Origin of the sequence: Pseudomonas sp. DCB_AW, from assembly GCF_026240895.1 — a bacterium.
Classification (GTDB): Bacteria; Pseudomonadota; Gammaproteobacteria; order Pseudomonadales; family Pseudomonadaceae; genus Aquipseudomonas; species Aquipseudomonas kermanshahensis.
In genome coordinates, this window is sequence record NZ_JAPFCE010000048.1 from 14,905 (window position 1) to 38,347 (window position 23,443).

24 protein-coding genes are annotated in these 23,443 nt (G+C 62.1%); 12 read left to right on the forward strand and 12 right to left on the reverse strand.

Going from position 1 to position 23,443, the window contains the following annotated elements:
• Positions 1 to 53: 53 nt before the first annotated feature.
• Positions 54 to 371 (reverse strand): hypothetical protein, encoded by a 318-nt coding sequence (locus OO306_RS20940; RefSeq protein ID WP_186679338.1) that lies wholly within the window; start codon positions 369 to 371, stop codon positions 54 to 56.
• Positions 372 to 456: 85 nt separating this feature from the next.
• Positions 457 to 1,899 carry a glucose-6-phosphate dehydrogenase gene (gene zwf, locus OO306_RS20945; RefSeq protein WP_027592101.1) on the reverse strand — a complete coding sequence of 481 codons (1,443 nt, stop codon included), beginning with the start codon at positions 1,897 to 1,899 and terminating at the stop codon, positions 457 to 459.
• A 103-nt stretch (positions 1,900 to 2,002) separates the two neighbouring features.
• On the opposite strand from zwf, the gene hexR reads away from it, so the two are divergent.
• Entirely contained in the window at positions 2,003 to 2,869 is an 867-nt protein-coding gene (gene hexR / locus OO306_RS20950; RefSeq protein WP_027592102.1) for a transcriptional regulator HexR, read from the forward strand.
• A gap of 243 nt (positions 2,870 to 3,112) precedes the next feature.
• Positions 3,113 to 3,331 (forward strand): PA3496 family putative envelope integrity protein, encoded by a 219-nt coding sequence (locus OO306_RS20955; protein WP_081717438.1) that lies wholly within the window; start codon positions 3,113 to 3,115, stop codon positions 3,329 to 3,331.
• Here the strand turns inward: OO306_RS20955 and OO306_RS20960 are convergent.
• Positions 3,273 to 4,235: a LysR family transcriptional regulator gene (locus OO306_RS20960; RefSeq protein ID WP_027592103.1), complete on the reverse strand. Its 963-nt coding sequence runs from the start codon at positions 4,233 to 4,235 to the stop codon at positions 3,273 to 3,275. The two genes, OO306_RS20955 and OO306_RS20960, sit on opposite strands and share 59 nt — an antisense overlap.
• A 189-nt stretch (positions 4,236 to 4,424) precedes the next feature.
• Here OO306_RS20960 and OO306_RS20965 point away from each other — a divergent pair, with 189 nt between their 5' ends.
• The 3 genes from OO306_RS20965 (at position 4,425) to OO306_RS20975 (ending at position 8,371) form a co-directional block, all read left to right on the forward strand.
• A complete protein-coding gene (locus OO306_RS20965; protein WP_027592104.1) occupies positions 4,425 to 5,840 on the forward strand; it encodes an acetyl-CoA carboxylase biotin carboxylase subunit in 1,416 nt (471 codons plus the stop codon).
• Between the two features lie 11 nt (positions 5,841 to 5,851).
• Positions 5,852 to 7,660 (forward strand): sodium-extruding oxaloacetate decarboxylase subunit alpha, encoded by a 1,809-nt coding sequence (gene oadA / locus OO306_RS20970; protein ID WP_027592105.1) that lies wholly within the window; start codon positions 5,852 to 5,854, stop codon positions 7,658 to 7,660.
• 417 nt (positions 7,661 to 8,077) lie between these two features.
• The gene (locus tag OO306_RS20975; RefSeq protein ID WP_265969811.1) at positions 8,078 to 8,371 is read left to right on the forward strand and encodes a helix-turn-helix transcriptional regulator; all 294 of its coding nucleotides are present in this window, start codon (positions 8,078 to 8,080) and stop codon (positions 8,369 to 8,371) included.
• 9 nt (positions 8,372 to 8,380) lie between these two features.
• Here OO306_RS20975 and OO306_RS20980 read toward each other — a convergent pair whose 3' ends face one another.
• Both OO306_RS20980 and OO306_RS20985 read right to left on the reverse strand, forming a co-directional pair.
• Complete coding sequence (locus OO306_RS20980) at positions 8,381 to 9,202, reverse strand: amino acid ABC transporter permease (protein WP_027592108.1); 822 nt, start codon at positions 9,200 to 9,202, stop codon at positions 8,381 to 8,383.
• Positions 9,199 to 10,020, reverse strand: coding sequence for an ABC transporter substrate-binding protein (locus OO306_RS20985; protein ID WP_265969812.1), 822 nt, complete (start codon positions 10,018 to 10,020; stop codon positions 9,199 to 9,201). Before OO306_RS20985 ends, OO306_RS20980 begins: the two co-directional genes overlap by 4 nt.
• 105 nt (positions 10,021 to 10,125) lie before the next feature.
• Here OO306_RS20985 and OO306_RS20990 point away from each other — a divergent pair, with 105 nt between their 5' ends.
• Positions 10,126 to 11,025: a homocysteine S-methyltransferase family protein gene (locus OO306_RS20990; protein ID WP_265969813.1), complete on the forward strand. Its 900-nt coding sequence runs from the start codon at positions 10,126 to 10,128 to the stop codon at positions 11,023 to 11,025.
• On the opposite strand, the gene OO306_RS20995 is transcribed toward OO306_RS20990, so the two are convergent.
• Genes OO306_RS20995 through OO306_RS21005 form a run of 3 tightly spaced genes read right to left on the reverse strand, consistent with a single transcriptional unit; the run spans position 11,026 to position 12,792 of the window.
• Entirely contained in the window at positions 11,026 to 11,697 is a 672-nt protein-coding gene (locus tag OO306_RS20995; protein WP_265969814.1) for a GNAT family N-acetyltransferase, read from the reverse strand. It abuts the gene before it with no gap.
• A 7-nt stretch (positions 11,698 to 11,704) separates the two neighbouring features.
• Positions 11,705 to 12,151 (reverse strand): GNAT family N-acetyltransferase, encoded by a 447-nt coding sequence (locus OO306_RS21000; protein WP_186679352.1) that lies wholly within the window; start codon positions 12,149 to 12,151, stop codon positions 11,705 to 11,707.
• A gap of 11 nt (positions 12,152 to 12,162) precedes the next feature.
• A complete protein-coding gene (locus tag OO306_RS21005) occupies positions 12,163 to 12,792 on the reverse strand; it encodes an FMN-binding negative transcriptional regulator (protein WP_265969815.1) in 630 nt (209 codons plus the stop codon).
• A gap of 89 nt (positions 12,793 to 12,881) precedes the next feature.
• Between OO306_RS21005 and OO306_RS21010 the strand changes: the two genes are divergently transcribed.
• Entirely contained in the window at positions 12,882 to 14,411 is a 1,530-nt protein-coding gene (locus OO306_RS21010) for a PLP-dependent aminotransferase family protein (RefSeq protein ID WP_099455738.1), read from the forward strand.
• 174 nt (positions 14,412 to 14,585) lie between these two features.
• Here OO306_RS21010 and OO306_RS21015 read toward each other — a convergent pair whose 3' ends face one another.
• From OO306_RS21015 to aspA, 4 genes are all read right to left on the reverse strand, one after another.
• On the reverse strand, positions 14,586 to 15,689 hold the full coding sequence (locus OO306_RS21015) for an extracellular solute-binding protein (protein ID WP_099430820.1): 1,104 nt from the start codon (positions 15,687 to 15,689) through the stop codon (positions 14,586 to 14,588).
• Complete coding sequence (locus tag OO306_RS21020; protein WP_265969816.1) at positions 15,689 to 16,732, reverse strand: histone deacetylase family protein; 1,044 nt, start codon at positions 16,730 to 16,732, stop codon at positions 15,689 to 15,691. Before OO306_RS21020 ends, OO306_RS21015 begins: the two co-directional genes overlap by 1 nt.
• A 223-nt stretch (positions 16,733 to 16,955) precedes the next feature.
• Positions 16,956 to 17,948 (reverse strand): AraC family transcriptional regulator, encoded by a 993-nt coding sequence (locus OO306_RS21025; protein ID WP_099430818.1) that lies wholly within the window; start codon positions 17,946 to 17,948, stop codon positions 16,956 to 16,958.
• A 177-nt stretch (positions 17,949 to 18,125) separates the two neighbouring features.
• Entirely contained in the window at positions 18,126 to 19,550 is a 1,425-nt protein-coding gene (gene aspA / locus OO306_RS21030; RefSeq protein ID WP_027592118.1) for an aspartate ammonia-lyase, read from the reverse strand.
• Positions 19,551 to 19,732: 182 nt separating this feature from the next.
• Between aspA and OO306_RS21035 the strand changes: the two genes are divergently transcribed.
• The 5 genes from OO306_RS21035 to OO306_RS21055 all read left to right on the forward strand — a co-directional run bounded on the left by OO306_RS21035 (position 19,733) and on the right by OO306_RS21055 (position 23,357).
• Complete coding sequence (locus OO306_RS21035; RefSeq protein WP_172960396.1) at positions 19,733 to 20,665, forward strand: LysR substrate-binding domain-containing protein; 933 nt, start codon at positions 19,733 to 19,735, stop codon at positions 20,663 to 20,665.
• 171 nt (positions 20,666 to 20,836) lie between these two features.
• A complete protein-coding gene (gene purE / locus OO306_RS21040) occupies positions 20,837 to 21,328 on the forward strand; it encodes a 5-(carboxyamino)imidazole ribonucleotide mutase (RefSeq protein ID WP_016489856.1) in 492 nt (163 codons plus the stop codon).
• 10 nt (positions 21,329 to 21,338) lie between these two features.
• Positions 21,339 to 22,421, forward strand: coding sequence for a 5-(carboxyamino)imidazole ribonucleotide synthase (locus OO306_RS21045; RefSeq protein ID WP_099430817.1), 1,083 nt, complete (start codon positions 21,339 to 21,341; stop codon positions 22,419 to 22,421).
• Positions 22,422 to 22,529: 108 nt separating this feature from the next.
• On the forward strand, positions 22,530 to 22,775 hold the full coding sequence (locus tag OO306_RS21050; protein ID WP_027592121.1) for a GlsB/YeaQ/YmgE family stress response membrane protein: 246 nt from the start codon (positions 22,530 to 22,532) through the stop codon (positions 22,773 to 22,775).
• Between the two features lie 12 nt (positions 22,776 to 22,787).
• Positions 22,788 to 23,357: a DUF3299 domain-containing protein gene (locus tag OO306_RS21055; RefSeq protein WP_085272156.1), complete on the forward strand. Its 570-nt coding sequence runs from the start codon at positions 22,788 to 22,790 to the stop codon at positions 23,355 to 23,357.
• Positions 23,358 to 23,443 lie beyond the last annotated feature (86 nt).

A 23,443-nucleotide genomic window follows, 5' to 3' on the forward strand; every position in this document is an offset into this window, starting at 1 on the left:
ACCGTTCATCCGAGCGCTCGAGCAAGGGCCTGCCTTAAAGCCAGGCCGGGTGCTCAGTAGGTCACCATGATCTCGCTGATGCTGGTGATCAGGGCGCCATCGTGAAAGATGTCTACCTTGGGGATGTTGCTGTGGTCGCCTGGCATGTTGAAGCTCACCGGCTTTTGCGTGACCACCTGTGGATAAATGCCTTGGTCGGTTTCGAGCGTCAATTCAAGTGCCAGCGCGAAGGACTTGTCTTGCATCTTGCGCAGGCTCAGGGTCGGGTGGATACCGGGGTGGCCAACCATGACGCTGCCGGATACGCGAAATGCGGTAGCGCCAGGCATGTTGTCCATTTGGGCAACCCAGCCTTTGGTGTCGAGGGTCATGTTTCTGTTCTCCGAAGTTGCGCGACGAAGTGCCGCGTGAGCACAGGGTCATGCACCCACGAACATCATCGCAGCCAGAAACAGTTCAGCTGTGCCAATGCCTGCCCTGGTGTGCCAGCAGGCTGTTGGCCTGCTCAGGCCCGTTACTGCCAGCCGCGTAGGGGCGTGGGGCCTGGAAGTGCTCCTCCCAGCCCTTGATGATCGGGTCGATCCAGGCCCAGGCCGCTTCGACCTCATCGCGGCGCATGAACAGCGTCGAATCACCCTCCAAAATGTCCAGCAACAGCCGTTCATAGGCGTCCCAGCGGCGCGTCTGGCCAAATACCTGAGCCAGGTTCAGGTCCAGGTCGACCGGCTCCAGGCGCATGCCCTTGCCAGGGCTCTTGGTCATCATGCGCAAGCTGATACGTTCTTCAGGCTGCAGCTGGATCAGCAACTGGTTGACCTGGCCGCCGTTGAACAGCTCGTGGGGCACTGGCTTGAACTGGATGACGATCTGCGACGAGCGCCGCGCCATGCGTTTGCCGGTGCGCAGGTAAAAGGGCACGCCGGCCCAGCGCCAGTTGTCGATGTGGGCCTGCACGGCAACGAAGGTCTCGGTGTCGCTGTCGTTGTCCACGTCTTTTTCGAAGTAGTACGCCGGCACTTCCTGCCCGCCAATGCGCCCGGCGCCATACTGGCCGCGTACGGTGGTGTCCTGTACGTCCTGGCCGGTGATCGGCTTCAGGGCACGTAGAATCTTCACTTTCTCGTCCCGCACCGCCTCGGCCTCGAACTGCGCCGGCGGCTCCATGGCCACCAGGCACAGCAACTGCAGCAGGTGGTTTTGCAGCATGTCGCGGGTCGCGCCAGCGCGGTCGTAGTAGCCGCCGCGGTTCTCTACACCCAGGGTTTCGCAGACGCTGATCTGCACATGGTCCACCTGGCTGTTGCGCCAGACCGGCTCCAGCAGGGCGTTGGCGAAACGCAGGGCCATCAGGTTCTGCACGGTCTCCTTGCCCAGGTAGTGGTCGATGCGGAACACCTGAGCTTCCTCGAACACCGCGCCAATCGCTTCATTGATGGCCGTGGCGGACGCGTGTGAATGGCCGATCGGTTTTTCCAGCACGATACGGGCCTCGGGGTCTGCCAGGCCGGCGATGCGCAGGTGGTTGGCGATGGGCACGAACAGGTTGGGGGCGGTCGCCAGGTAGAAGATCCGCGTCAGCCCGCCGGGCTCGCCGAGGTAGCGTGCCAGGCGGCCGAAGTCGGCGCTTTGCGCAGCGTCCATGGCGAAGTAGTCGAGCCGGGCGGAGAACCGCTGCCAGACCTCCTCGTCGAAGTCATTACGGGCAATCTGCGCCCGGCAGTGGCGCTCGGCGAGCTTCAAGTAATCGTTACGTGGCAGGTTGCGCCGCGCCAGGGCGATGATCCGCACGGCGTTGTTCAGGCGAGCCTCGCGAAACAGGTGATAGAGCGCTGGAAGCAGTTTGTGCAGGGCCAGATCGCCGGTACCACCGAAGACCAGAATGTCGCAAGGAATAGTCAAACCACCACTCTCCACGTTCGTTTAACTGGGCGGGTTGGCGCCCATGTAGTATAACTACAAGAAAGCTACATCCCGGCCAGCCGATCATAACCGAGTCCAGCCCGTGAATCTGTTGCAACATATCGCCCAATCGCGCCACCTGCTGCGCAAATCGGAACTGAAAGTGGCCGACCACGTGCTGCTAGACCCGGCTGCCGTCATGCACAGCTCGATGGCCGACTTGGCGCACAACGTGGGTATCAGTGAACCGACCATCGTGCGTTTCTGCCGGGCGATTGGCTGTTCAGGTTTCCAGGACCTCAAGTTGAAGCTGGCGCAGAGCCTGGCCGCCGGGGCCAGTTTTGGCCAGTTCGCGATCCATGAAGATGATTCGGTCGCCGATTACAGCCTGAAGATCTTCGACACTACCTTGCACACGCTGATGGAAGTGCGCGAGCACCTCGACCCGCAGGCGCTGCAGCAGGCCGTGAGCGCGATGGCGCAGGCGCAGCGTGTGGAGTTCTACGGTTTTGGCGCGTCCGGCGCGGTGGCTGCCGATGCCCAGCACAAATTCTTCCGCCTGCTGCTCAGTGCCGCCGCCTATTCCGACCCGCACATGCAGGCCATGTCGGCGGTCACCTTGAAGCCAGGCGATGTAGCGGTGTGCATTTCCCAGTCGGGCCGTTCCAAAGACCTGCTGATCACCGCCAACCTGGTGCGTGAAAGTGGCGCCAACCTGATCACCCTATGCCCGAGCGCAACCCCGTTGGCGGAGCTTTCCACCGTCAACTTGGCGATCGACGTGCATGAAGACACCGAGATCTATACCCCGCTGACCTCCCGTATCGCGCACCTGGTGGTGATCGATGTGCTGGCCATGGGCGTTGCCATGGCGCGTGGGCCGAGCCTGGTCAACCACCTCAAGAGCGTGAAGCGCAGTTTGCGCAGCCTGCGGTTGTCGCCCAAGTCGATCAAGGCTACCGACGACTGACCCTCGCGATCATCTGCACGGCCCTTTGTAGCAGCAGCCTTGCGCTGCGAAGAGGCCGGTGAAAACGCCATGAATCTTCGCTGCTATCACTGGCCTCTTCGCAGCACAAGGCTGCTCCTACAGCGGGCGCAAGGCCCGGCGATGAAGCCCGCGAAAATTCATGGTTTTGTAACCTCCCCACCGCAAAACCGTAAACCGCCAGCGCCAGTCTGAAACTCCCGCATCCTAACTGGGAGACAGGCAATGGCTCGTGACTTCGACGGTACGTACCAACCCAACGCCAAGGCTCGCAAGCAGCAGGAAAAGGATCAGCGCCGCATGGAGTATCGCCGCGCGATCGAAAGCTACTGCGACCAGCGTCAATTGCTTCGTGACTTGGCCGACTACCCTGAGCTACAAGCACTCACGGTGTGGCAGGCGTCGGCAGCGACTTCCCCGAAAAACGCTCCACAATTGCGCTGATAAGCACGCGTTCGCTGCGGATGAACGCTAAAAATGCCAGGGCCACCGGTGACTGCCGCTTGGCCTTGGCCTGTACCACGCACCAGCTTCGGTACAGCGGCAGTTCCTCCACCGGCAATTCTTTCAGCACCCCCGTGGCCAGCTCCATGTTCAACGCATGGCGGGTCAGCAGGGCGATGCCCAAACCTGCGATCACACACTCGCGCTGGGCATCGGCCGAGGCCACTTCGAGGGTCTGGGTGAAGTGCACGCGCTTGTCCTTGAAGTACTCCTCGCACGCCTTGCGGGTGCCCGAGCCTTGTTCGCGGACCAGCAGGGTATGAGGCTCAAGGTCTTGCAGGCGCAGGTGCTCGAGCTTGCACAGTGGATGGTCCGGCGGTGCCACGGCGACGATCGGGTTGTTCAAGAACGGCAGAAACTCCAGGCCCATGTCCTGCGGCACCATGGACATGATGATCAGGTCGTCACGGTTGTCCGAAAGGCGCCGGATCGCCTGGGCGCGGTTGACCACCGTGAGCGTCAGGTTGACCTCCGGGTGTCGTTGCTTGAAGGCGGCGAACAGGTGTGGCACGAAGTACTTGGCACTGGACTCGATCGCCAGCTTCAGCTGCCCTTGCAGTGAGCCCTGCATGTCCGACAGTTGCATGTCGAGGCTTTCTAGCCGGCCGAAGATGTCGCGGCTGGCGCGCTGCAGCGCTTCGGCCGCTTCAGTCAGGTAGAGCTTCTTGCCGACGTACTCGAACAGCGGCTGGCCGATCAGTTCTTCAAGCTGGCGGATCTGTAGACTAACGGCGGGTTGCGTGAGCGCCATCTCCTCGGCCGCGCGGCTGTACGAGCGCAGATCGCACACTTCGTTGAAGATCTGTAACTGACGTAAAGTCATACGCATCAAGGACTTACGCATTTTTATCCAGGCTCCGGCAAAACCTTGTTACGGCACTATAAGCTTTTGCTAATACTGCCCCTAACAAATATTGATTTTTGTTTATCGACCTACAGCGCTAGGGTGAATGTGCGACTGGCCAGCAACGTCTGGTCACGCGCCGACCGGTAGAACCGGCTCGACTGTTCCTACGGCTTTGGGAAGACTCCAGTGATAAAAAAAATCCTGATCGCCAACCGAGGTGAAATCGCAGTTCGGATCGTGCGTGCCTGCGCCGAGATGGGCATTCGCTCGGTAGCGATCTATTCCGACGCCGACCGTCATGCGCTGCATGTGAAGCGCGCTGACGAGGCCCACAGCATCGGTGCCGAGCCGCTGGCCGGGTACCTGAACCCGCGCAAGCTGGTGAACCTCGCTGTCGAAACCGGTTGTGATGCCCTGCACCCGGGTTACGGTTTCCTGTCGGAAAACGCTGAACTGGCAGAGATCTGCGCCGAGCGCGGGATCAAGTTCATCGGCCCGGCTGCCGAAGTCATTCGCCGCATGGGCGACAAGACCGAAGCGCGCCGCACCATGATCAAGGCCGGCGTCCCGGTCACACCGGGCACCGAAGGCAACGTTGCCGATATCCATGAAGCCCTGAGCGAAGGTGACCGCATCGGTTACCCGGTGATGCTCAAGGCCACCTCCGGCGGTGGCGGCCGCGGTATTCGCCGTTGCAACAGCCGTGAAGAGCTGGAGCAGAACTTCCCCCGGGTGATTTCCGAGGCTACCAAGGCCTTCGGTTCGGCGGAAGTGTTTCTGGAAAAGTGCATCGTCAACCCCAAGCACATCGAGGCGCAGATTCTCGGTGACAGCTTCGGCAACGTGGTGCACCTGTTCGAGCGCGACTGTTCCATCCAGCGCCGCAACCAGAAGCTTATCGAGATCGCCCCAAGCCCACAGCTCACCCCCGAGCAGCGTGCCTACATCGGCGACCTGGCGGTGCGTGCAGCCAAGGCTGTGAATTACGAAAACGCCGGTACCGTGGAGTTCTTGCTCGCCGATGGCGAGGTGTACTTCATGGAAATGAACACCCGGGTGCAGGTGGAGCACACCATCACCGAGGAAATCACCGGCATCGACATCGTGCGTGAGCAGATCCGCATCGCGTCGGGCCTGCCGCTGTCGGTCAAGCAGGAAGACATCCAGCACCGCGGCTACGCGCTGCAGTTCCGGATCAACGCCGAAGACCCGAAAAACAACTTCCTGCCCAGCTTTGGCAAGATCACCCGTTACTACGCACCCGGCGGCCCAGGCGTGCGCACCGACACGGCCATCTACACCGGCTACACCATTCCGCCGTTCTACGACTCCATGTGCCTGAAACTGGTGGTCTGGGCATTGACCTGGGAAGAAGCCATGGACCGCGGCCTGCGGGCCCTGGACGACATGCGCGTGCAAGGGGTGAAAACCACCGCGGCGTATTACCAGGAAATCCTGCGCAACCCGGAATTCCGTAGCGGCCAGTTCAACACCAGCTTCGTCGAAAGCCACCCTGAACTGACCAACTACTCGATCAAGCGCAAACCCGAAGAGCTGGCCCTGGCCATCGCCGCCGCCATCGCCGCCCACGCAGGCCTGTGAGGAACCTAATAATGTCCAAGAAAATCCACGTAACCGACACGATCCTGCGCGACGCCCACCAGTCCCTGCTGGCCACCCGCATGCGTACCGAAGACATGCTGCCGATCTGCGAAAAGCTCGACAAAGTCGGCTACTGGTCGCTGGAAGTCTGGGGCGGTGCCACTTTCGACGCCTGTGTGCGCTTCCTCAAGGAAGACCCGTGGGAGCGCCTGCGCAAGCTGCGCGCCGCGCTGCCCAACACCCGCCTGCAAATGCTGCTGCGCGGCCAGAACCTGCTGGGCTACCGCCACTACAGCGATGACGTGGTCAAAGCCTTTGTCGCCAAGGCTGCCGTGAACGGCATCGATGTGTTCCGCATCTTCGACGCCATGAACGATGTGCGTAACCTGCGCGTGGCCATCGAAGCGGTCAAGGCCGCCGGCAAGCACGCCCAGGGCACCATCGCCTACACCACCAGCCCGGTGCACACCATCGAAGCCTTCGTGAACCAGGCCAAGCAGATGGAAGCCATGGGTTGCGACTCGGTGGCGATCAAGGACATGGCCGGCCTGCTGACCCCGTTTGCCACGGGCGAGCTGGTCAAGGCACTGAAGGCCGAGCAGTCGCTGCCGGTGTTCATCCACTCCCACGACACCGCCGGCCTGGCTGCCATGTGCCAGCTCAAGGCCGTGGAAAACGGTGCCGACCACATCGACACCGCAATCTCCAGCTTCGCCTGGGGCACCAGCCACCCAGGCACCGAGTCGATGGTCGCGGCGCTCAAGGGCAGCGAGTTCGACACAGGCCTGGACCTGGAGCTGCTGCAGGAAATCGGCCTGTACTTCTACGCCGTGCGCAAGAAGTACCACCAGTTCGAAAGCGAGTTCACCGCGGTGGACACCCGCGTGCAGGTCAACCAGGTGCCGGGCGGCATGATTTCCAACCTGGCCAACCAGCTCAAGGAGCAGGGCGCCCTCAACCGCATGAACGAAGTGCTGGCGGAAATCCCGCGGGTGCGTGAAGACCTCGGCTTCCCTCCGCTGGTGACCCCGACTTCGCAGATCGTCGGTACCCAGGCGTTCTTCAACGTGCTGGCCGGCGAGCGCTACAAAACCATCACCAACGAGGTGAAGCTGTACCTGCAAGGCGGTTACGGCAAGGCCCCGGGCGTGGTCAACGAGCAACTGCGCCGCCAGGCCATTGGCAGCGAAGAAGTGATCGACGTGCGCCCGGCCGACCTGCTCAAGCCAGAAATGACCAAGCTGCGTAACGACATCGGCGCCCTGGCGCGTTGCGAAGAAGACGTGCTGACCTTCGCCATGTTCCCCGACATCGGCCGCAAGTTCCTCGAAGAGCGTGAAGCCGGCACCCTGACCCCAGAAGCCCTGTTGCCGATCCCGGAAGCCGGCGCCATTGCCGCACCTGGCGGCGAAGGCGTGCCGACCGAGTTCGTCATCGACGTGCACGGCGAAACCTACCGTGTGGACATCACCGGTGTGGGCGTCAAGGCAGAGGGCAAGCGTCACTTCTACCTGTCGATCGACGGCATGCCGGAAGAAGTGGTGTTCGAGCCGCTCAACGAGTTCGTCGGCGGCGGCGGCAGCAAGCGCAAGCAGGCCACCGACCCCGGCCATGTCAGCACCACCATGCCTGGCAACATCGTCGATGTACTGGTCAAGGAAGGCGACATGGTCAAGGCCGGCCAAGCCGTGCTGATCACCGAAGCCATGAAGATGGAGACCGAAGTGCAGGCAGCGATCGCCGGCAAAGTCGTGGCCATCCACGTGGCCAAGGGCGACCGCGTGACCCCGGGCGAGATCCTGATCGAGATCGAAGGTTGATAAAAACCTTTATCTAAAAAGCGGTTTACCTCTGGGGAGCGGATGCTCCCCTTTTTTATGGGGGTTGTGGATGCCTGGAGATTGTATTCAGGGCCACCGATATACGCGCGCCTGTAAAGCTAAAGACTGGCGCATGGTTAATGCCAGTCAGTTAAGCGTCATCGGCTGTAATTGGGGCTGCTGTGCAGCCCATCGCAGCGGCCCCATTGGCCTTAATTCACTGGCATTAGGCGCATAGTCGCCTTTACTCAATCCCCCGACGAGCAAATGCAGCCATTCTTTCTCAACTGGGGATAATCCCTTTTATGCACTGTATTGCACATTTTGCTCGCTTTTTGCCGAAATTATGCTTTTTAATGCACATTTCTAGATCAAGACCGATCGAAAATCGCTGTATTCCCTTCAGAATGTAGGCAGATGACATTGGTACATAAGATTTTAACCCCCGAGCAACGGGCCAAAGTCATTGATGATGTTCAGCAATGGATCGCCGACGGTACGTGGGACATGGGTACGGCAGTACGTCATTTGCGCGTGACGGTGGCAGGGCTTCAACAGTCCCAGTTTGCTCGCATGTGCAAGGTATCGTTGCGCACCCTTATCCAGATCGAGGGGGGCGAGGGCAACCCTACTCTCAAATCAATGAATGCCGTACTTCGCCCGTTTGGTCTTCAGGTAGGCGTGGTCAGACACCAGCGTCAGGTCATCTGACGCCGGCTTTCAGTGCTGATAGCCCTTGCCAAAATGCCGCTCCAGCTTGGCCTGCACCAGTTCCAGCAAAATCGACAGCACCCAGTAGATCACCGCTGCGGTCGTCAGCATCTCCAGGTAGCGGTAGCTGGAACGGCCATAGGACTGGGCCAGGAACATCACTTCCCACACGCCCATTACCGAAATCAGCGACGAGTCCTTGAGCATCGAAATGAACTGGTTGGCGCTTGGCGGGATGATGGTGCGCATGGCCTGGGGCAGGGTGACGTGCCAGAAGATCTGCGCAGGGCCGAGGCCTAGCGCCATCGCCGCCTGGCGTTGCCCGGGGGCCACGCCAAGAATGCCGGCTCGGAAGATTTCGCTGAGGTAGGCGCCATAGTTCAGCGACAGGGCGATGATGCCGGCACTGATGGCCCCAGGCACCACACCGAGCTGCGGCAAGCCCAGGTAGATCAGCAGGATCTGGATCAGGAGCGGTGTGCCACGGAAGAACGACGTGTAGAAGCTGGCGATGCCCAGCAGCACTGCGCTGCTCGACAGGCGTGCCAGCGCTGCAGCGAAGCCCAGTGCCACGGAAACGACGATGGAGCACACGCACAGGAACAGGGTCAGCGCCGCGCCCTGCAAGAAGCCGTTCGGCCCGAGCTTGAACCCCGCCAGATACGGGAATTTCTCGACAATGATCGAAAACTTGAGGTCAAAGCTCAGGAAAAACGCGGCAAACAGCACAAACAGCCCAACCCAGGTCAGGTATAGGCGTGTGCGGAATCCGAACAGTCCTGCGCCCGAGGCTTTGGCAGTCGGGCGAGGGGCAGGTTGATGAGCACTCATTTACTGATATCGGCGCCGATCCATTTCTGGGACAGCTTGGCCAAGGTACCGTCGGCCTTGAGCTCGGCGAAGACTTGGCGCAGCTTGGCATCCCACTCCGGGTCGCCTTTTTCGATGGCCACCGAGTTGGGTTCTTCATAAAGCGGCGCGCCGGCCAGTTTGAAGCGTTTGTCCTGGTCGAGGCGAGGCTGGGCGGTGACCAGGTTGGTCAGGATCGCGTCCAGGCGCACGCCGGCACCCAGGCCCAGGTCCTGGAAGGCGACGTTGTCGGTGTCGTAGGGGGCGATTTGCACCATTTCGAAGGGGTAATCGATTTTTTTGTCTTCGTTGCCTTCGATGACCAGGTTCTTGTTCAGGTAGCTCTCGTAGCTGGATGCGCTGGTCAAGCCGACCTTGCGGCCATCCAGGTCCTTGGCCGAATGAATGCGATCGTCCTTGGCGTTGACCACGATCACGGCGGGCGAGGCATAGTACTCGACCGGGAAATCAAACACCTCGGCGCGCGCCTTGCTTGGCGTCATGGAGCAGATGCAAAGGTCGTAGCGGCCACTCCAGCGGCCCGCGGCAATCACATCCCAGGACGGCGTTTCCAGGCGCAGCTTGACGCCCAGTTTTTCGGCCACGGCCTTGGCCACATCCACGTCAAAACCATCGAGCTGGTTCTGCGCGTTCAGGAACGAGAACGGCGGATAGCTTTCCATCAGCACGTTGACCATTTCCTTGCGCGATTCCACTCGCTCCAACGTGGCGCCTGCGAAGGCTTGAGTGGTGGCACACAGGGCGATGAGGCCGGTGCCGAGCAAGGTAAGCAAGCGCATGGAAGTACCTGAAAAAGTTGTTGGACAATCGGTGCTGGGTATTTAATAGTTATAACAAGTTGCACACTAATGAATTTTATTCATAAACATATAAGTGATAGTCATATGGGCGAACGATCGCTGGTAATTCTGGATGGCGGTATGGGGCGAGAGCTGCAGCGTCGTGGTGCGCCGTTTCGGCAGCCCGAGTGGTCAGCGCAGGCCTTGAGCGAAGCACCTGAGGCGGTGCTGGCGGTGCATGCGGCGTATATCGAGGCCGGGGCTCAGGTCATCACCAGCAACAGCTATGCGGTAGTGCCCTTCCATATTGGTGAAGAGCGGTTTGCCCAGGAAGGGCGCACATTGGCTGCAACGGCGGGGCAATTGGCCCGTGCTGCAGCCGATGCGGCTGCCGCGCCGGTACGCGTTGCCGGTTCGCTGCCGCCGTTGTTCGGCTCTTATCGCCCGGACCTGTATCAGCCCGAGCGCGTCGCCGAAGTGCTGACCCCCCTGCTGGCCGGCCTGTCGCCCTACGTGGACCTGTGGCTGGCAGAAACCCAGAGCTCGATCGAAGAAGTTCGGGCCATCGGCGCGCAATTGCCACAGGACGGCAGGCCGTTCTGGGTATCGTTCACGCTGCAGGACGAAGGTGATATCGACGTACCGCGGCTGCGTTCCGGACAAACGGTCGCCGACGCGGCCGAAGCGATTGCCGGGCTGGGTGTCAGTACGCTGTTGTTCAACTGCAGCCAGCCTGAGGTGATTGGCGCGGCGCTGGATGTGGCGCGCGAGACCTTCGAGCGCCTGGGCGTGGACATCGCCATCGGCGCCTACGCCAATGCATTCCCGCCACAGCCCAAGGACGCCACCGCCAACGATGGCCTCGATGAGCTGCGTGAAGACCTCGACCCACCGGGCTACCTGAGCTGGGCCAGCAACTGGCGGCAACGCGGCGCGAGCCTGCTCGGCGGTTGCTGTGGTATTGGCCCGGAGCACATTTCGGCGCTCAAGGCCAACCTGGCCTGATCACCCGTTGCGGCAGGCTTCCAGCGTCCTGGCTTGCCCCTCAGGGCGCTGGTTGTCGGCACTCAACCAGCGCTCGAACCCTGCCGCCACCTGTGGCCATTCATCATCGGTAATCGAGTACCACGCGGTGTCGCGGTTGTGGTCCTTGACCACCAGGTGCTTGCGGAAAACCCCTTCGTAGACAAAGCCAAACCGTTCTGCCGCGCGCTTGGAGCGGGCATTGGCGTTGTTGCACTTCCACTCAAGCCTGCGGTTGCCCAGCTCGAACGCCCGCTTGCCCAACAGGTACACCGCTTCGGTGCCCTTGGGCGTGCGCTGCATGGCGGCGCCGAAGGCGATGTGGCCGATCTCGATGCGGCCATGTTCGGGCACGATCGACATCAGGCTGAGAATGCCCTGAGCCTGGCCGGTGGGGCGGTCGATGACGGTATAGAACAACGGGTCGGTGCTGGCGGCATGGCCCTGCAGCCAGCGGTCGAAGGCGCTGCGTTCCGGGAATGGGCCATAGGGCAGGTAATCCCACAGGGCCGGGTCGGCATTCGGGCCTTGCAGTACGTCCCAGAGGTCGTCGCCGTGGCGCGCCGGGTCGAGTTTTTCCAGGCGGATGAAGTGGCCCTCGATGGGCGCTGCCGTGGGCGCGGTGGCGGGTTTCCAGTTCAGTGCGTCAGTCATGTCGTGCCTACAGCCCTTTGCGGAATTGAATGAAGCCCGGCCGCTCGGCGACCTGTTGGTACAGGCTGATGGCGGTGGCGTTGGTCTCGTGGGTCAGCCAGTGCACCTTAGCGCAGCCGGCAGCCTTGGCAGTGGCATAGACATGCTCGATCAGTTGGCGGCCGATGCCCAGGCCGCGCTGCGTGTTATCCACATAAAGGTCCTGCAGGTAGCACGAATTTTCGATGCTCCAGTTGGAACGATGATAGATCCAGTTGACCATTCCTACGGCCTTGCCATCGACCCAGGCCAGGGCCGAGTGGGTGGGCTCGTTGGGGTCGAGCAGGCGCTGCCAGGTGTTGGCGCTGACCGCTTCGGCCAATTCGGTCTCATAGAAGCGCAAGTAAGCCTGCCACAGGGCAAGCCAGGCTGCATGGTCGTTGGCGCTGACGGGGCGCAGAGTGACGCTGGGCATGGGCTTTTCCTTCAGAGTTGGCGCATGTGCGCCGCCAGTTGGTTGTCAGGGTAGTCGGCACTGCCGCTCAGGCCTTCACGCACGCCTGCGATGTCCTCGGCCGAACGGTTTTGGCTGAGCTTGCGGGCGCCTTGCAGGCGGGCGATCGGCAGGCGTATGCCGACAATGGCGCGCAGCATGCCGTCGAGGTAGTCGCTGGGGGCGTCGGAGACCTTCCAGGGTTCACTGCGGCCCTGCTCGTGACGGTCGGTCAGGCGGCTGACGATCTGCAGCAGGGGCGCGGCTTCGTGGATCACTTCAACCGGGCCGTAGGCGTGCACCGCCAGGTAGTTCCAGGTCGGTACCACCTTGGGGTTCTCGGCCTTGCTGGGGTAGTAGCTGGGGCTGACATAAGCGTCAGCGCCGGGGAACACCAGCAGCGCTTCAGTGCCTTGCTCCAGGTCTTTCCACTGAGCATTGGCCCGCGCCAAGTGCGCGTAGACCGTGCCGAACTCGCCTTGCTCGGGGTCGATCAACACCGGCAGGTGGGTGGCCAGCAGCCCGTGTTCGCCGTGGCTGATAAGCACGGCAAGGCGAGTATCGGCCATGTGCTGGTGCAGGCGATCGAGGTCGTGTTCCTGGTGGGGCTTGCTGTTGTACATGGTGGGTTCCTTGTCGAATGGCTCCATCCTAGGCAGGCTATTGGTTCTGTGTAAGATCCATTTATGACTGATTTGACAGGTCCAATACGGTGAACAAGCGCCCCCTCATCTTGCCCTTCGACCCCGCTGGCATCGTGCTGGACCGCCAGCGAGGGCTCAGCCAGCAGCTTTACCAGGCCTTGCGTGCACGGGTGCTGGATGGGCGCCTGAGCAGCGGTACGCGGTTACCGGCCAGCCGTGACCTGGCAGCCATCCTCGCGCTGTCGCGCAACAGTGTGGTGCGTGCCTACGACCAGTTGTATGCCGAAGGGTATATCGAGAGCCGGGTGGGGGACGGCACCTATGTCACCCAGCTCGATAAACTATCCACACAACTGTCCACAGGGTTATCCCTAGGGTTATCAACAGGTTTATCCACATTTTCCTCAGAAAAGACTGAGGATTTATCCAGCTGTGAGCGCACCAGCGAGCCTTTGGAGCGTCTGAAAAGTAACCATTTGCCGCCTCCCAGAAGTGGCGCGCCGCGCGCATTCCGGGTGGGTATTCCGGCCTTCGATCTGTTCCCGTTTGACGTCTGGGCCAAGCTGCAAGCGGGTTTCTGGCGTAACCCGGACCCTGCGCAGCTGGGCTACGGCGAACCCGCAGGCGAGCTGCAGCTGCGTGAGCTGATTGCCACCTACTTACGCCGTTCGCGGGGCTTATCGTGCACGGCTGAACAAATTGTGATCACCAGTGGTGCACAGCAGGCCATCAGCCTTTGTGCACAGTTGCTGTTGCAGCCTGGCGAGGGGGTGGCTGTGGAAAACCCGGGCTACCGGGCCGCCGGGCATACCTTCGCCGTGGCGGGTGGCAGGGTGATGGGTGTGCCAGTGGATGACGAGGGCATGGATTGCCAGCGGCTGATGCAACTGGCGGACTGCCGCCTGGCCTATGTGACGCCAGCCCACCAGTACCCGACCGGGGTAACCATGAGCCTGGCACGGCGCCTGGCATTGCTGGCCTGGGCCGAGCGTAGCGATGGCTGGATCATCGAAGACGATTACGACGGCGAGTACCGCTACAGCGGTGCGCCATTGGCACCGCTGGCGGCATTGGACCGGCAGGGGCGGGTACTGTACATCGGCACGTTCGGCAAGATTGCCTTCCCCGCGCTACGCCTGGGCTACCTGGTGCTGCCTGGGCGCCTGGTGCAGGCCTTTAGCCAGGGGCGGGCGTTGGCCATGCGGCATTCGGAGGTCAGTAGCCAGTGCGTGATGGCCGAGTTCATGGCCCAGGGGCATTTCCAGCGGCACATCCGGCGTATGCGCCGGGCGGCGCTGAGCCGGCGCAACGTGCTCAAGGCGGGCTGGCCTGTGGATGTTCCAGGCTTGGGCGCCATGCCGGAAGTGGCGGCGGGGCTCCACGTGAAGGTGGATGTGGATAACTTTGCGCGGGAACAAGCGTTGGTCGCTAAGGCTGAAGCGGTTGGCGTTGAGGTGAATCCGCTGAGTAGTTACTGGTTGGATGACAGCGAGGTGCCTGTGGATAAGCGGGCAGGGTTGGTGCTGGGGTTTGCGGCTGTGCCGGAAGGCGACATCGCCAATGCACTGATGCGATTGCGCAGTGCCTGGCGAAAGTGAACGGGGCCGCTGTGCGGCCCAATCGACACCCTTTGCGCCAAGCCATACCCCGGTAGGAGCAGCCTTGTGCTGCGAAGAGGCCGGTAAAGGCAGCGAAGATGCTGCTGGGTTTACTGGCCTCTTCGCAGCGCAAGGCTGCTCCTACAGCGATGTGGGCTGTGGCCTACATACCATCTAGGTGCCGGACTTGATGCGCGTCCAGGCCCTGGTGCGCGCGCGCTCGGCGTCGCGTGGCAACGGCTTGAGGGTGTACAGCTTGGCCATTGCTTCCGCCGTCGGGTAAAGGTTGGGGTTATTGCGAATCGCCGGGTTCACCTTCTCGGTGGCGTCCTTGTTCGGGTTCGGATAGCCGACAAAATCACTGATCGGCGCAATCACCTCCGGGCGCAGCAGGTAGTTGATGAAGGTGTGGGCGTCTTCGGCGTTGGCGGCGTTTTTCGGAATGGCCAGCATATCGAACCAGATCGGCGCACCTTCCTTGGGCAGGCGCATGTCGACCACCACGCCATTCTTCGCATCGCGGGCCCGGTTGGCGGCCTGCGAGAAGCTGCCGCTGTAGCCCACCGCCACGCAGATGTCGCCGTTGGCGATGTCGGCCATGTACTTGGAGGAATGGAAGTACGTGACGTGCGGGCGAATCTTCAGCAGCAGCTCTTCGGCCTTCTTGTAGTCGGCCGGCTTGTCGCTGTTGGGCGGCAAGCCCAGGTATTGCAGGGCCAGTGGCAAGATCTCCGAGGGCGAATCGAGCAAGGCAACGCCGCACTGCTTGAGCTTGGCGATGTTCTCTTCCTTGAAGATCAGGTCCCAGCTGTCCACAGGCGCGTTCTCACCCAGCGCAGCCTTGACCTTGGCCGGGTTGAAGCCGATCAGCACGGTGCCGTACATGTAGGGCACGGCAAACTTGTTGCCGGGGTCGTTGGCCTCGATCAGCTTCATCAGTGCCGGGTCCAGGTGTTGCCAGTTCGGCAGCTTGCTGCGGTCCAGTGGCTGGAACACGCCAGCCTCGATCTGCTTGGCAAGGAACACGTTGGACGGCACCACCACGTCATACCCGGAGTTGCCGGTCAGCAGCTTGGCTTCCAGTGCCTCGTTGGTGTCGAAAATGTCGTAGATCAGCTTTACGCCGCTGTCTTTCTGAAAGTCGACCAAGGTCTGCGGGGTGATGTAGTCGAACCAGTTGTAGACCCGCAGGGTGCGCTGTTCGGCCTGTGCCTGCAGGGCGCCGGTGAACAGGGTGGCAGCGATGATCGGGGCGAGCAGACGCTTGAGTCGGGCCATTATCGGGCTCCTGGCTGGGCGCGCTGGAAACCTTCCAGCACATTGACCGCATTGATGCCGATTTCTTCCACAGCGTAGCCGCCTTCCATCACGAACAGGGTCGGCTTGCCGAGCTGGGCGATGCGTTTGCCCATTTCCAGGTAGTCAGAGCTGTCCAGCTTGAACTGGGAGATTGGGTCGTCCTTGAAGGTGTCTACCCCGAGCGAGATCACCAGCACATCGGCGTCGTAGGCAGCGATGCGCTGGCACGCGTCTTCCAGCGCTGCGCTCCAGGCGGCCCAGTCACTGCCGGCCGGCAACGGGTAGTTGATGTTGCAGCCTTCACCTGCGCCTTCGCCCGTTTCGTCGGCATAGCCGAGGAAGAACGGGAATTCGTCCTGCGGGTCGCCGTGGATCGAGGCGAAGAACACATCGCTGCGGCTGTAGAAGATGTCTTGGGTGCCGTTGCCGTGGTGATAGTCGACGTCGAGGATGGCGACTTTGGCGCGGCCTTGGTCCAGGAAGGCCTGGGCAGCGATGGCAGCGTTGTTCAGGTAGCAGTAACCGCCCATCACTTCGCCGGCGGCATGGTGCCCCGGTGGGCGGCACAGGGCGAACGCCGAATGGGCGCCTTGCTGGATGGCGGCCTGGGCCGTGAGCGCGACTTGGGCGGCGCTGTAGGCGGCTTGCCAGGTACCGGCGGTAATCGGTGCACCGGCGTCGAAGCTGTAGTAGCCAAGCTCGCCATGCAGGCCGGTGGGTTTGACCTGGCGCAGGGTGCGGGCTGGCCAGGTGAAAGGCAGCAGGTCGCCTTCGTGGCCCAACGCGGCCCAGCGCGCCCAAGCGCCTTCAAAAAAGTCCAGGTAGTCGGCGCTGTGGACGCGCAGCAGCGGCGCGCGGCCGAAGTCGTCCGGCGCCTTCACGTCGCCCAGCTGGCGCTTGTTCACTTGATCGAGCACATGGTCGGCGCGCGAAGGCATTTCGAAGCAGGGCATCAGCTTGCCGTCGATCAGCTCGCAGCGGCCGTGGTGCAGGCGGTGGTCATCGGAATAGATCGTCAGCATTGTTGTTCTCCGGTTGGACTGGCGTGGGCCCATTTTCAGGGGCAGCCCGGTAGCGGAGAACGACGCAAACGGCCAAAAGGGGATCGATGTGGCCAAGGTCGCTGGCCGGGTTTAATGTGCCGGCCTTTTCGCGGGCAAGCCCGCTCCCACAGGTACACCACAATATCCCAGAGTTGTGGAGATCCTGTGGGAGCGGGCTTGCCCGCGAAGAGGCCCGCCCAGGTCAACCGCGAAAGTGGCTGGGCGCCACGCCACTCCAGCGCTGGAACGCATGGCGGAAGCTGGCCGTTTCGCTGAACCCCAAGGTTTCGGCAATCCGGTAGATCGGCATCTGTTCATCGGCCAACAACTGCTTGGCCCGCTCGAAACGCAGCTCATCGAGCAGCTGTTGATAACTGCTGCCCAGCGCCTGCAGGTGCCGACGCAGGGTCCGCGATGAGCAGTTCATCTGCCGCGCCAAACCCTCAAGCCCGGGCGCTGCGTCCAGTTGTTGGGCCAGCAGCTGGCGAATCTTGCCCAGCCAGGCCTGACGCCCTGTGAACTCGAGGTTCAGGCGCCGGCAGCGCTCGCTCATGGCTTTGTGGGTAATGGGGTCGGCCAACGGTAGCGGCGTATCCAGCCAGCGCCGCTCGAAGGCAAACGCGTTGTCCTCGGCCGCGAAGCCGATCGGGCATTGGAAGGCACGGGTATAAAGGCTGTGGTATCCCGGCCGAGCATGCTCGAAGCGGCTGCCGAGCAGTGGCAGGGGCCGGCCCAGCAAGTCGTCGCAAATCACTTTCAGCGAGACCAGGCAGAACTCTGCATTGAAAGCGGTCAGCGCCGGGCTGTCGCGGTAATCGCTGGCGCTGAGCCAGACACGCTGGCCGTCGTCGATCAGGCGCAGTTGGAAGACTGTTCCCAGCAGTGCCGGAAAGCGCAGCGCCAGGCGCAAGGCGTCACCCAAAGTGGCACTGGAGAGCAGGGCGTAACCGAGCATGCCATAGCACGACACGTGCATGCGCTGGCCCAGCTCCAGGCCGATGTCTTCGCGCCGGGCGACGGCATTGGCACACACCTGCAGCTCTTGCTGGGTGGTGATGCGCGCGTCTGCATGCCCCAGGTCCGCCGGGCCGATGCCGCTGCCAGCGAGCAAGGCCGAAGCTTCGCAACCCTCTGCCTGAAAGACGTTGAGGATCAGCGAAACCGCGTTGAGGGTGGTCAGGTGGCTGTGCAGCATGCTCGGTATCCCGTTGGTTGGGATGCATTATGGAGCAAGTTGTGTGCCGCAAACCTGGGGCAGCGCAACCGCGCCAGATCATGCAGGCAAAAAAAAGGCCCGATGCATGCGCTCGGGCCTTTGAAAGGTTGAGAGGTGTCTAGTCCCTCGACCTGGTGAGACAGTTGAAGCGGTCGGTTACGCCTTCAGCGGAACCAGACGCGGTGCGATCATGTTTTCTGGGCGCAGGATGTCGTTGAGCATCTCTTCGTCCAGCAGCTTCTCTTCGCGCACCAGTTCCAGCACACCGCGGCCTGTTTCCAGGGCAACACGGGCGATACGGGTGGCGTTTTCGTAGCCGATGTAAGGGTTCAGGGCGGTGACCAGGCCGATCGAGTGCTCGACCAGTTCACGGCAGCGCTGTTCGTTGGCAGTGATGCCGACGATGCAGTGCTCGCGCAGCATGTCCATGGCGCGCTGGAGCAGGCGGATCGAGTCGAAGATCTTGTAGGCGATCAGCGGCTCCATCACGTTCAGCTGCAGCTGGCCACCTTCGGCGGCGACGGTCAGGGCCAGGTCGTTGCCCATGATGGCGAAAGCCACTTGGTTGACGGCTTCCGGGATAACCGGGTTGACCTTGCCTGGCATGATCGAGCTGCCTGGCTGACGCGCTGGCAGGTTGATCTCGTTGATGCCGGTACGCGGGCCGCTGGACAGCAGGCGCAGGTCGTTGCAGATCTTCGACAGCTTGACCGCGGTACGCTTGAGCATGCCGGAGAACAGCACGAAGGCGCCCATGTCGGAGGTGGCTTCGATCAGGTCGGCAGCCGGGACCAGCGGCTGGCCGCTGATGGTTGCCAGGCGCTGTACGGCGAGCATCTGGTAGCCCGGGTCGGCGTTGATGCCGGTACCGATGGCAGTACCACCCAGGTTGATTTCGGTCAGCAGCTCCGGCGCCAGCGAACGCAGACGGTTGAGGTCTTCGGTCATGGTGGTGGCGAAGGCGCGGAATTCCTGGCCCAGGGTCATCGGCACGGCGTCCTGCAGCTGGGTACGGCCCATCTTCAGTACGTGGTCGAACTCTTTACCTTTGGCGGCGAAGGCCTGGATCAGGCTGTCGAGGCTGGCGAGCAGGGCGTCATGACCCAGCAGCAGACCCAGACGGATAGCAGTCGGGTAGGCGTCGTTGGTCGACTGCGCCATGTTCACGTCGTTGTTCGGGTGCAGGTACTGGTACTCACCCTTCTGGTGGCCCATGGCCTCCAGCGCGATGTTGGCGATGACTTCGTTGGCGTTCATGTTGGTAGAAGTACCAGCACCGCCTTGAATCATGTCCACCACGAACTGCTCGTGGTAGTCGCCTTTGATCAGCCGGCCGCAGGCGGCGCTGATGGCGGCGTGCTTGGCATCGCTCAGGTGCCCCAGCTCTCGGTTGGCGTCAGCAGCAGCCTGCTTGACCATCGCCAGGCCCACTACCAGTTTCGGGTAGTGCGACAGCGGAACACCGGAGAGGTGGAAGTTGTTGGCAGCGCGCAGGGTCTGGATGCCGTAGTAGGCATCAGCAGGAACTTCAAGGGTACCCAGCAGATCTTTTTCGACGCGGAACGATGCAGCGGCAGACATGATGTATATCATCTCGAATTTGACCCGGCACATGCCGGAATGGCGCTAATCCTAGGCCCGAAGAGGATTTTGCGGCCAATGCTGTTGCACGCTAACCTATGCACAAACGGCATAGTGTTTCATGTGACGCCAATTGACATTCGAGCGTGTTCCATTTTGGTGCACGCCGGGAGATGTGCTTCGTGAACCTGGAAAGCAAATGGCTGGAAGACTTCAGCGCCCTGGCTGCCACGCGCAGTTTTTCGCAAGCGGCAGAGCGGCGTTTCGTCACTCAACCGGCCTTCAGTCGACGTATTCGCAGCCTCGAAGCAGCCTTGGGCCTGCAGCTGGTGAATCGTTCCCGCACGCCGATTGAACTGACCGAGGCCGGGCAGCTGTTTCTGGTCACGGCGCGCACCGTTGTCGACCAGTTGAGCGAAATTCTGCGCCATTTGCACCACCTCGAAGGTGGCCAGGGCGAGGTTATCCAAGTGGCGGCGGCGCACTCCCTGGCGTCGGGGTTTTTCCCTCGTTGGGTGGCCCAGTTGCGCAACGACGGGTTGAACATCGCCACCCGTCTGGTGGCGACCAACGTGGGTGATGCGGTGCATGCCCTGCGCGAAGGCGGTTGCGACCTGATGCTGGCCTTCTATGACCCCGATGCCGCGCTGCAGATGGATGCCGAGATCTTCCCGTCGTTGCACATGGGCACCACCGAAATGTTGCCGGTGTGTGCTGTGGATGCCGACGGCCAGCCCTTGTTCGACCTGGAAGGCGAGGGCAGCGTGCCACTTTTGGCCTACACCGCCGGTGCCTTCCTCGGCCGTTCGGTGAACCTGCTGCTGCGCCAGCGCAACCTGCGCTACACCACTGTTTATGAAACCGCCATGGCCGACAGCCTCAAGAGCATGGCGCTGGAGGGCATGGGCATTGCCTGGGTGCCCCGCCTGTCGATGCGCGGCGAGCTGGAGCGGGGTGAGCTGGCCATCTGCGGTGGCAGCCAATGGCACGTGCCCCTGGAAATCCGCCTGTACCGCTGCGCCCTGGTGCGCAAGGCCAACGTGCGCTTGTTGTGGCGCAAGCTGGAAGGGGCGGCGGCGGTTGACCCAAAAGTCAGCCAAAGCCCCGAAAAATAAGGCCGACAGTTGGTCGCCGGGGGTGCCAGCATCGCCCAGGGTTACGGTATACTGCGCGGCCTTTAGACCGGATAGCTCCGGTCCTGATCAGCAAACAAGCCACGCCGGTCGTCCCGCGTGGCTTGTTGTTTTTTGACGCGCCCAAGGGCGCACAAGCGAAGAGGCTCGACGATGAGTGCACTGGTTGGCGTGATCATGGGCTCCAAGTCCGATTGGTCCACCCTTAGCCACACCGCCGATATGCTGGAAAAACTCGGCATTCCCTACGAAGTGAAGGTGGTTTCCGCCCACCGCACCCCGGATCTGCTGTTCCAGTATGCCGAAGAGGCCGAAGGCCGTGGCATCGAGGTGATCATCGCCGGTGCCGGTGGCGCAGCCCACCTGCCAGGCATGTGCGCCGCCAAGACCCACCTGCCGGTGCTGGGCGTGCCGGTGCAGTCGTCGATGCTGTCGGGTGTCGATTCGCTGCTGTCGATCGTGCAGATGCCGGCGGGCGTTCCGGTTGCGACCCTGGCCATCGGCCGGGCGGGCGCGATCAACGCTGCATTGCTGTCGGCGAGCATCCTGGGCGCCAAGTACCCGCAGTACCACGCGGCGCTCAAGCAGTTCCGCACGGAACAGACCGACACCGTGCTGGACAATCCAGACCCGCGCCAGGCTTGAGGCTGACTCCATGAAGATCGGTGTAATCGGTGGTGGCCAGCTCGGCCGCATGCTGGCCCTGGCGGGTACTCCGCTGGGCATGAACTTCGCGTTCCTCGACCCGGCTGCAGATGCCTGCGCCGCCCCTCTGGGCGAGCACCTGCGCGCCGACTACGGTGACCAGGACCATCTGCGCCAGCTGGCCGACGAAGTCGACCTGGTGACCTTCGAGTTCGAAAGCGTCCCGGCCGAAACCGTGGCCTTCCTCTCGCAGTTCGTCCCGGTCTACCCAAGCGCCGAAGCGCTGCGTATTGCCCGCGACCGCCTGTTCGAGAAGAGCATGTTCCGCGACCTGGGTATTCCGACCCCGGCCTTCGCCGACATCCTCTCCCAGGCAGACCTGGACGCCGCGGTCGCCAGCATCGGCCTGCCAGCCGTGCTCAAGACCCGCACACTGGGCTACGACGGCAAGGGCCAGAAGGTCCTGCGCAGTGCTGAAGACGTGGTCGACACCTTCGCCGAGCTGGGCAGCGTGCCGTGCCTGCTGGAAGGCTTCGTGCCGTTCACCGGCGAAGTCTCGCTGGTGGCCGTCCGTGCCCGCGATGGCGAAACCCGCTTCTATCCGCTGGTGCACAACACCCACGAGAGCGGCATCCTGCGCCTGTCGGTGGCCAGCGAAGCGCACCCGCTGCAAGGCCTGGCCGAAGACTACGTCGGCCGTGTGCTGAAGCAGCTGGACTATGTCGGCGTGATGGCGTTCGAGTTCTTCGAAGTCGACGGCGGCCTGAAGGCCAACGAAATCGCCCCGCGTGTGCACAACTCCGGGCACTGGACCATCGAAGGCGCCGAGTGCAGCCAGTTCGAGAACCACCTGCGCGCCGTTGCCGGCCTGCCGCTGGGCTCGACTGCCAAGGTCGGTGAGAGCGCCATGCTCAACTTCATCGGCGAAGTACCCGCGGTGGACAAAGTGGTTGCCATCGAAGACTGCCACCTGCACCACTATGGCAAGGCCTTCAAGGTCGGGCGCAAGGTTGGCCATGCCACCCTGCGTTGCCAGGACATGGCCACCCTCGAGCGCAAGATTGCCGAAGTAGAGGCGCTGATCAGCAACTGATCGGGCTGTAAATCGAACTTCTGCAAGCGGCTTGCCCTCTGAACATGGCAACAAGCCAAAGCCCGTCTAGGCTTTGGCTTGTTCCATCTTCACTGCAGAGGGATTGCCATGGGCATCATTGGAACCATCTTCATCGGCCTCATCGTTGGCCTGCTGGCCCGCTTCATCAAGCCGGGCGACGACAGCATGGGCTGGATCATGACCATCCTGCTGGGTATTGCCGGCTCCTTGCTCGCCACCTACGGCGGCCAGGCACTGGGCATTTATCAGGCGGGGCAGGCCGCAGGGTTCTTCGGCGCGCTGGTCGGTGCCGTCGTCCTTCTGGTGATCTACGGATTAATCAAGAAACGCTGAATACTGTTTAGAATGCTCGGCAATTCATCCGAGTTGCCGAGCATTTTCATGCGTGCCTTATTTCTCATCCCCTTGCTTCTGGCCAGCACCCTGGCCCGTGCCGAGCTGCCCGAAACCGACTGGCTGGAGCTGATGCCCAAGTCGGACCAGAAGGCCCTTGAGCAGATGCCCGAAATCGACCACAACTCGCCGGAGGCCATGGGCACCTTCACCGACAAGGGCGGCCTCAAGCAGAGCAAAGGATTGCCGGCGGTGATGTATTCGACCAAGACCGTGGCCGCCATGAACGGCAAGCAGATTCGCCTGGGCGGTTACCCGGTGCCGCTGGAGAGCGATGCCAAGGGCAACAGCACGCTGTTTTTCCTGGTGCCGTACCCGGGCGCCTGCATCCACGTGCCGCCACCGCCACCGAACCAGTTGGTGCTGGTGCGCTACCCGAAGGGGCTGAAAATCGACGACATCTACACGCCGCTGTGGGTTAGCGGGGCGTTGAAGGTGGAGAAGGTCAGCAACGACCTGGCGGATGCGGCCTATGCGCTGGATGCGCAGAAGGTGAGGGTGGTGGAGGACGCCGACCTCTGATTGCCTGCACCGGCCTCTTCGCGGGTAAACCCGCTCCCACAGGTACTTCACCCATTTCGAATGCGGTGCAGTACCTGTGGGAGCGG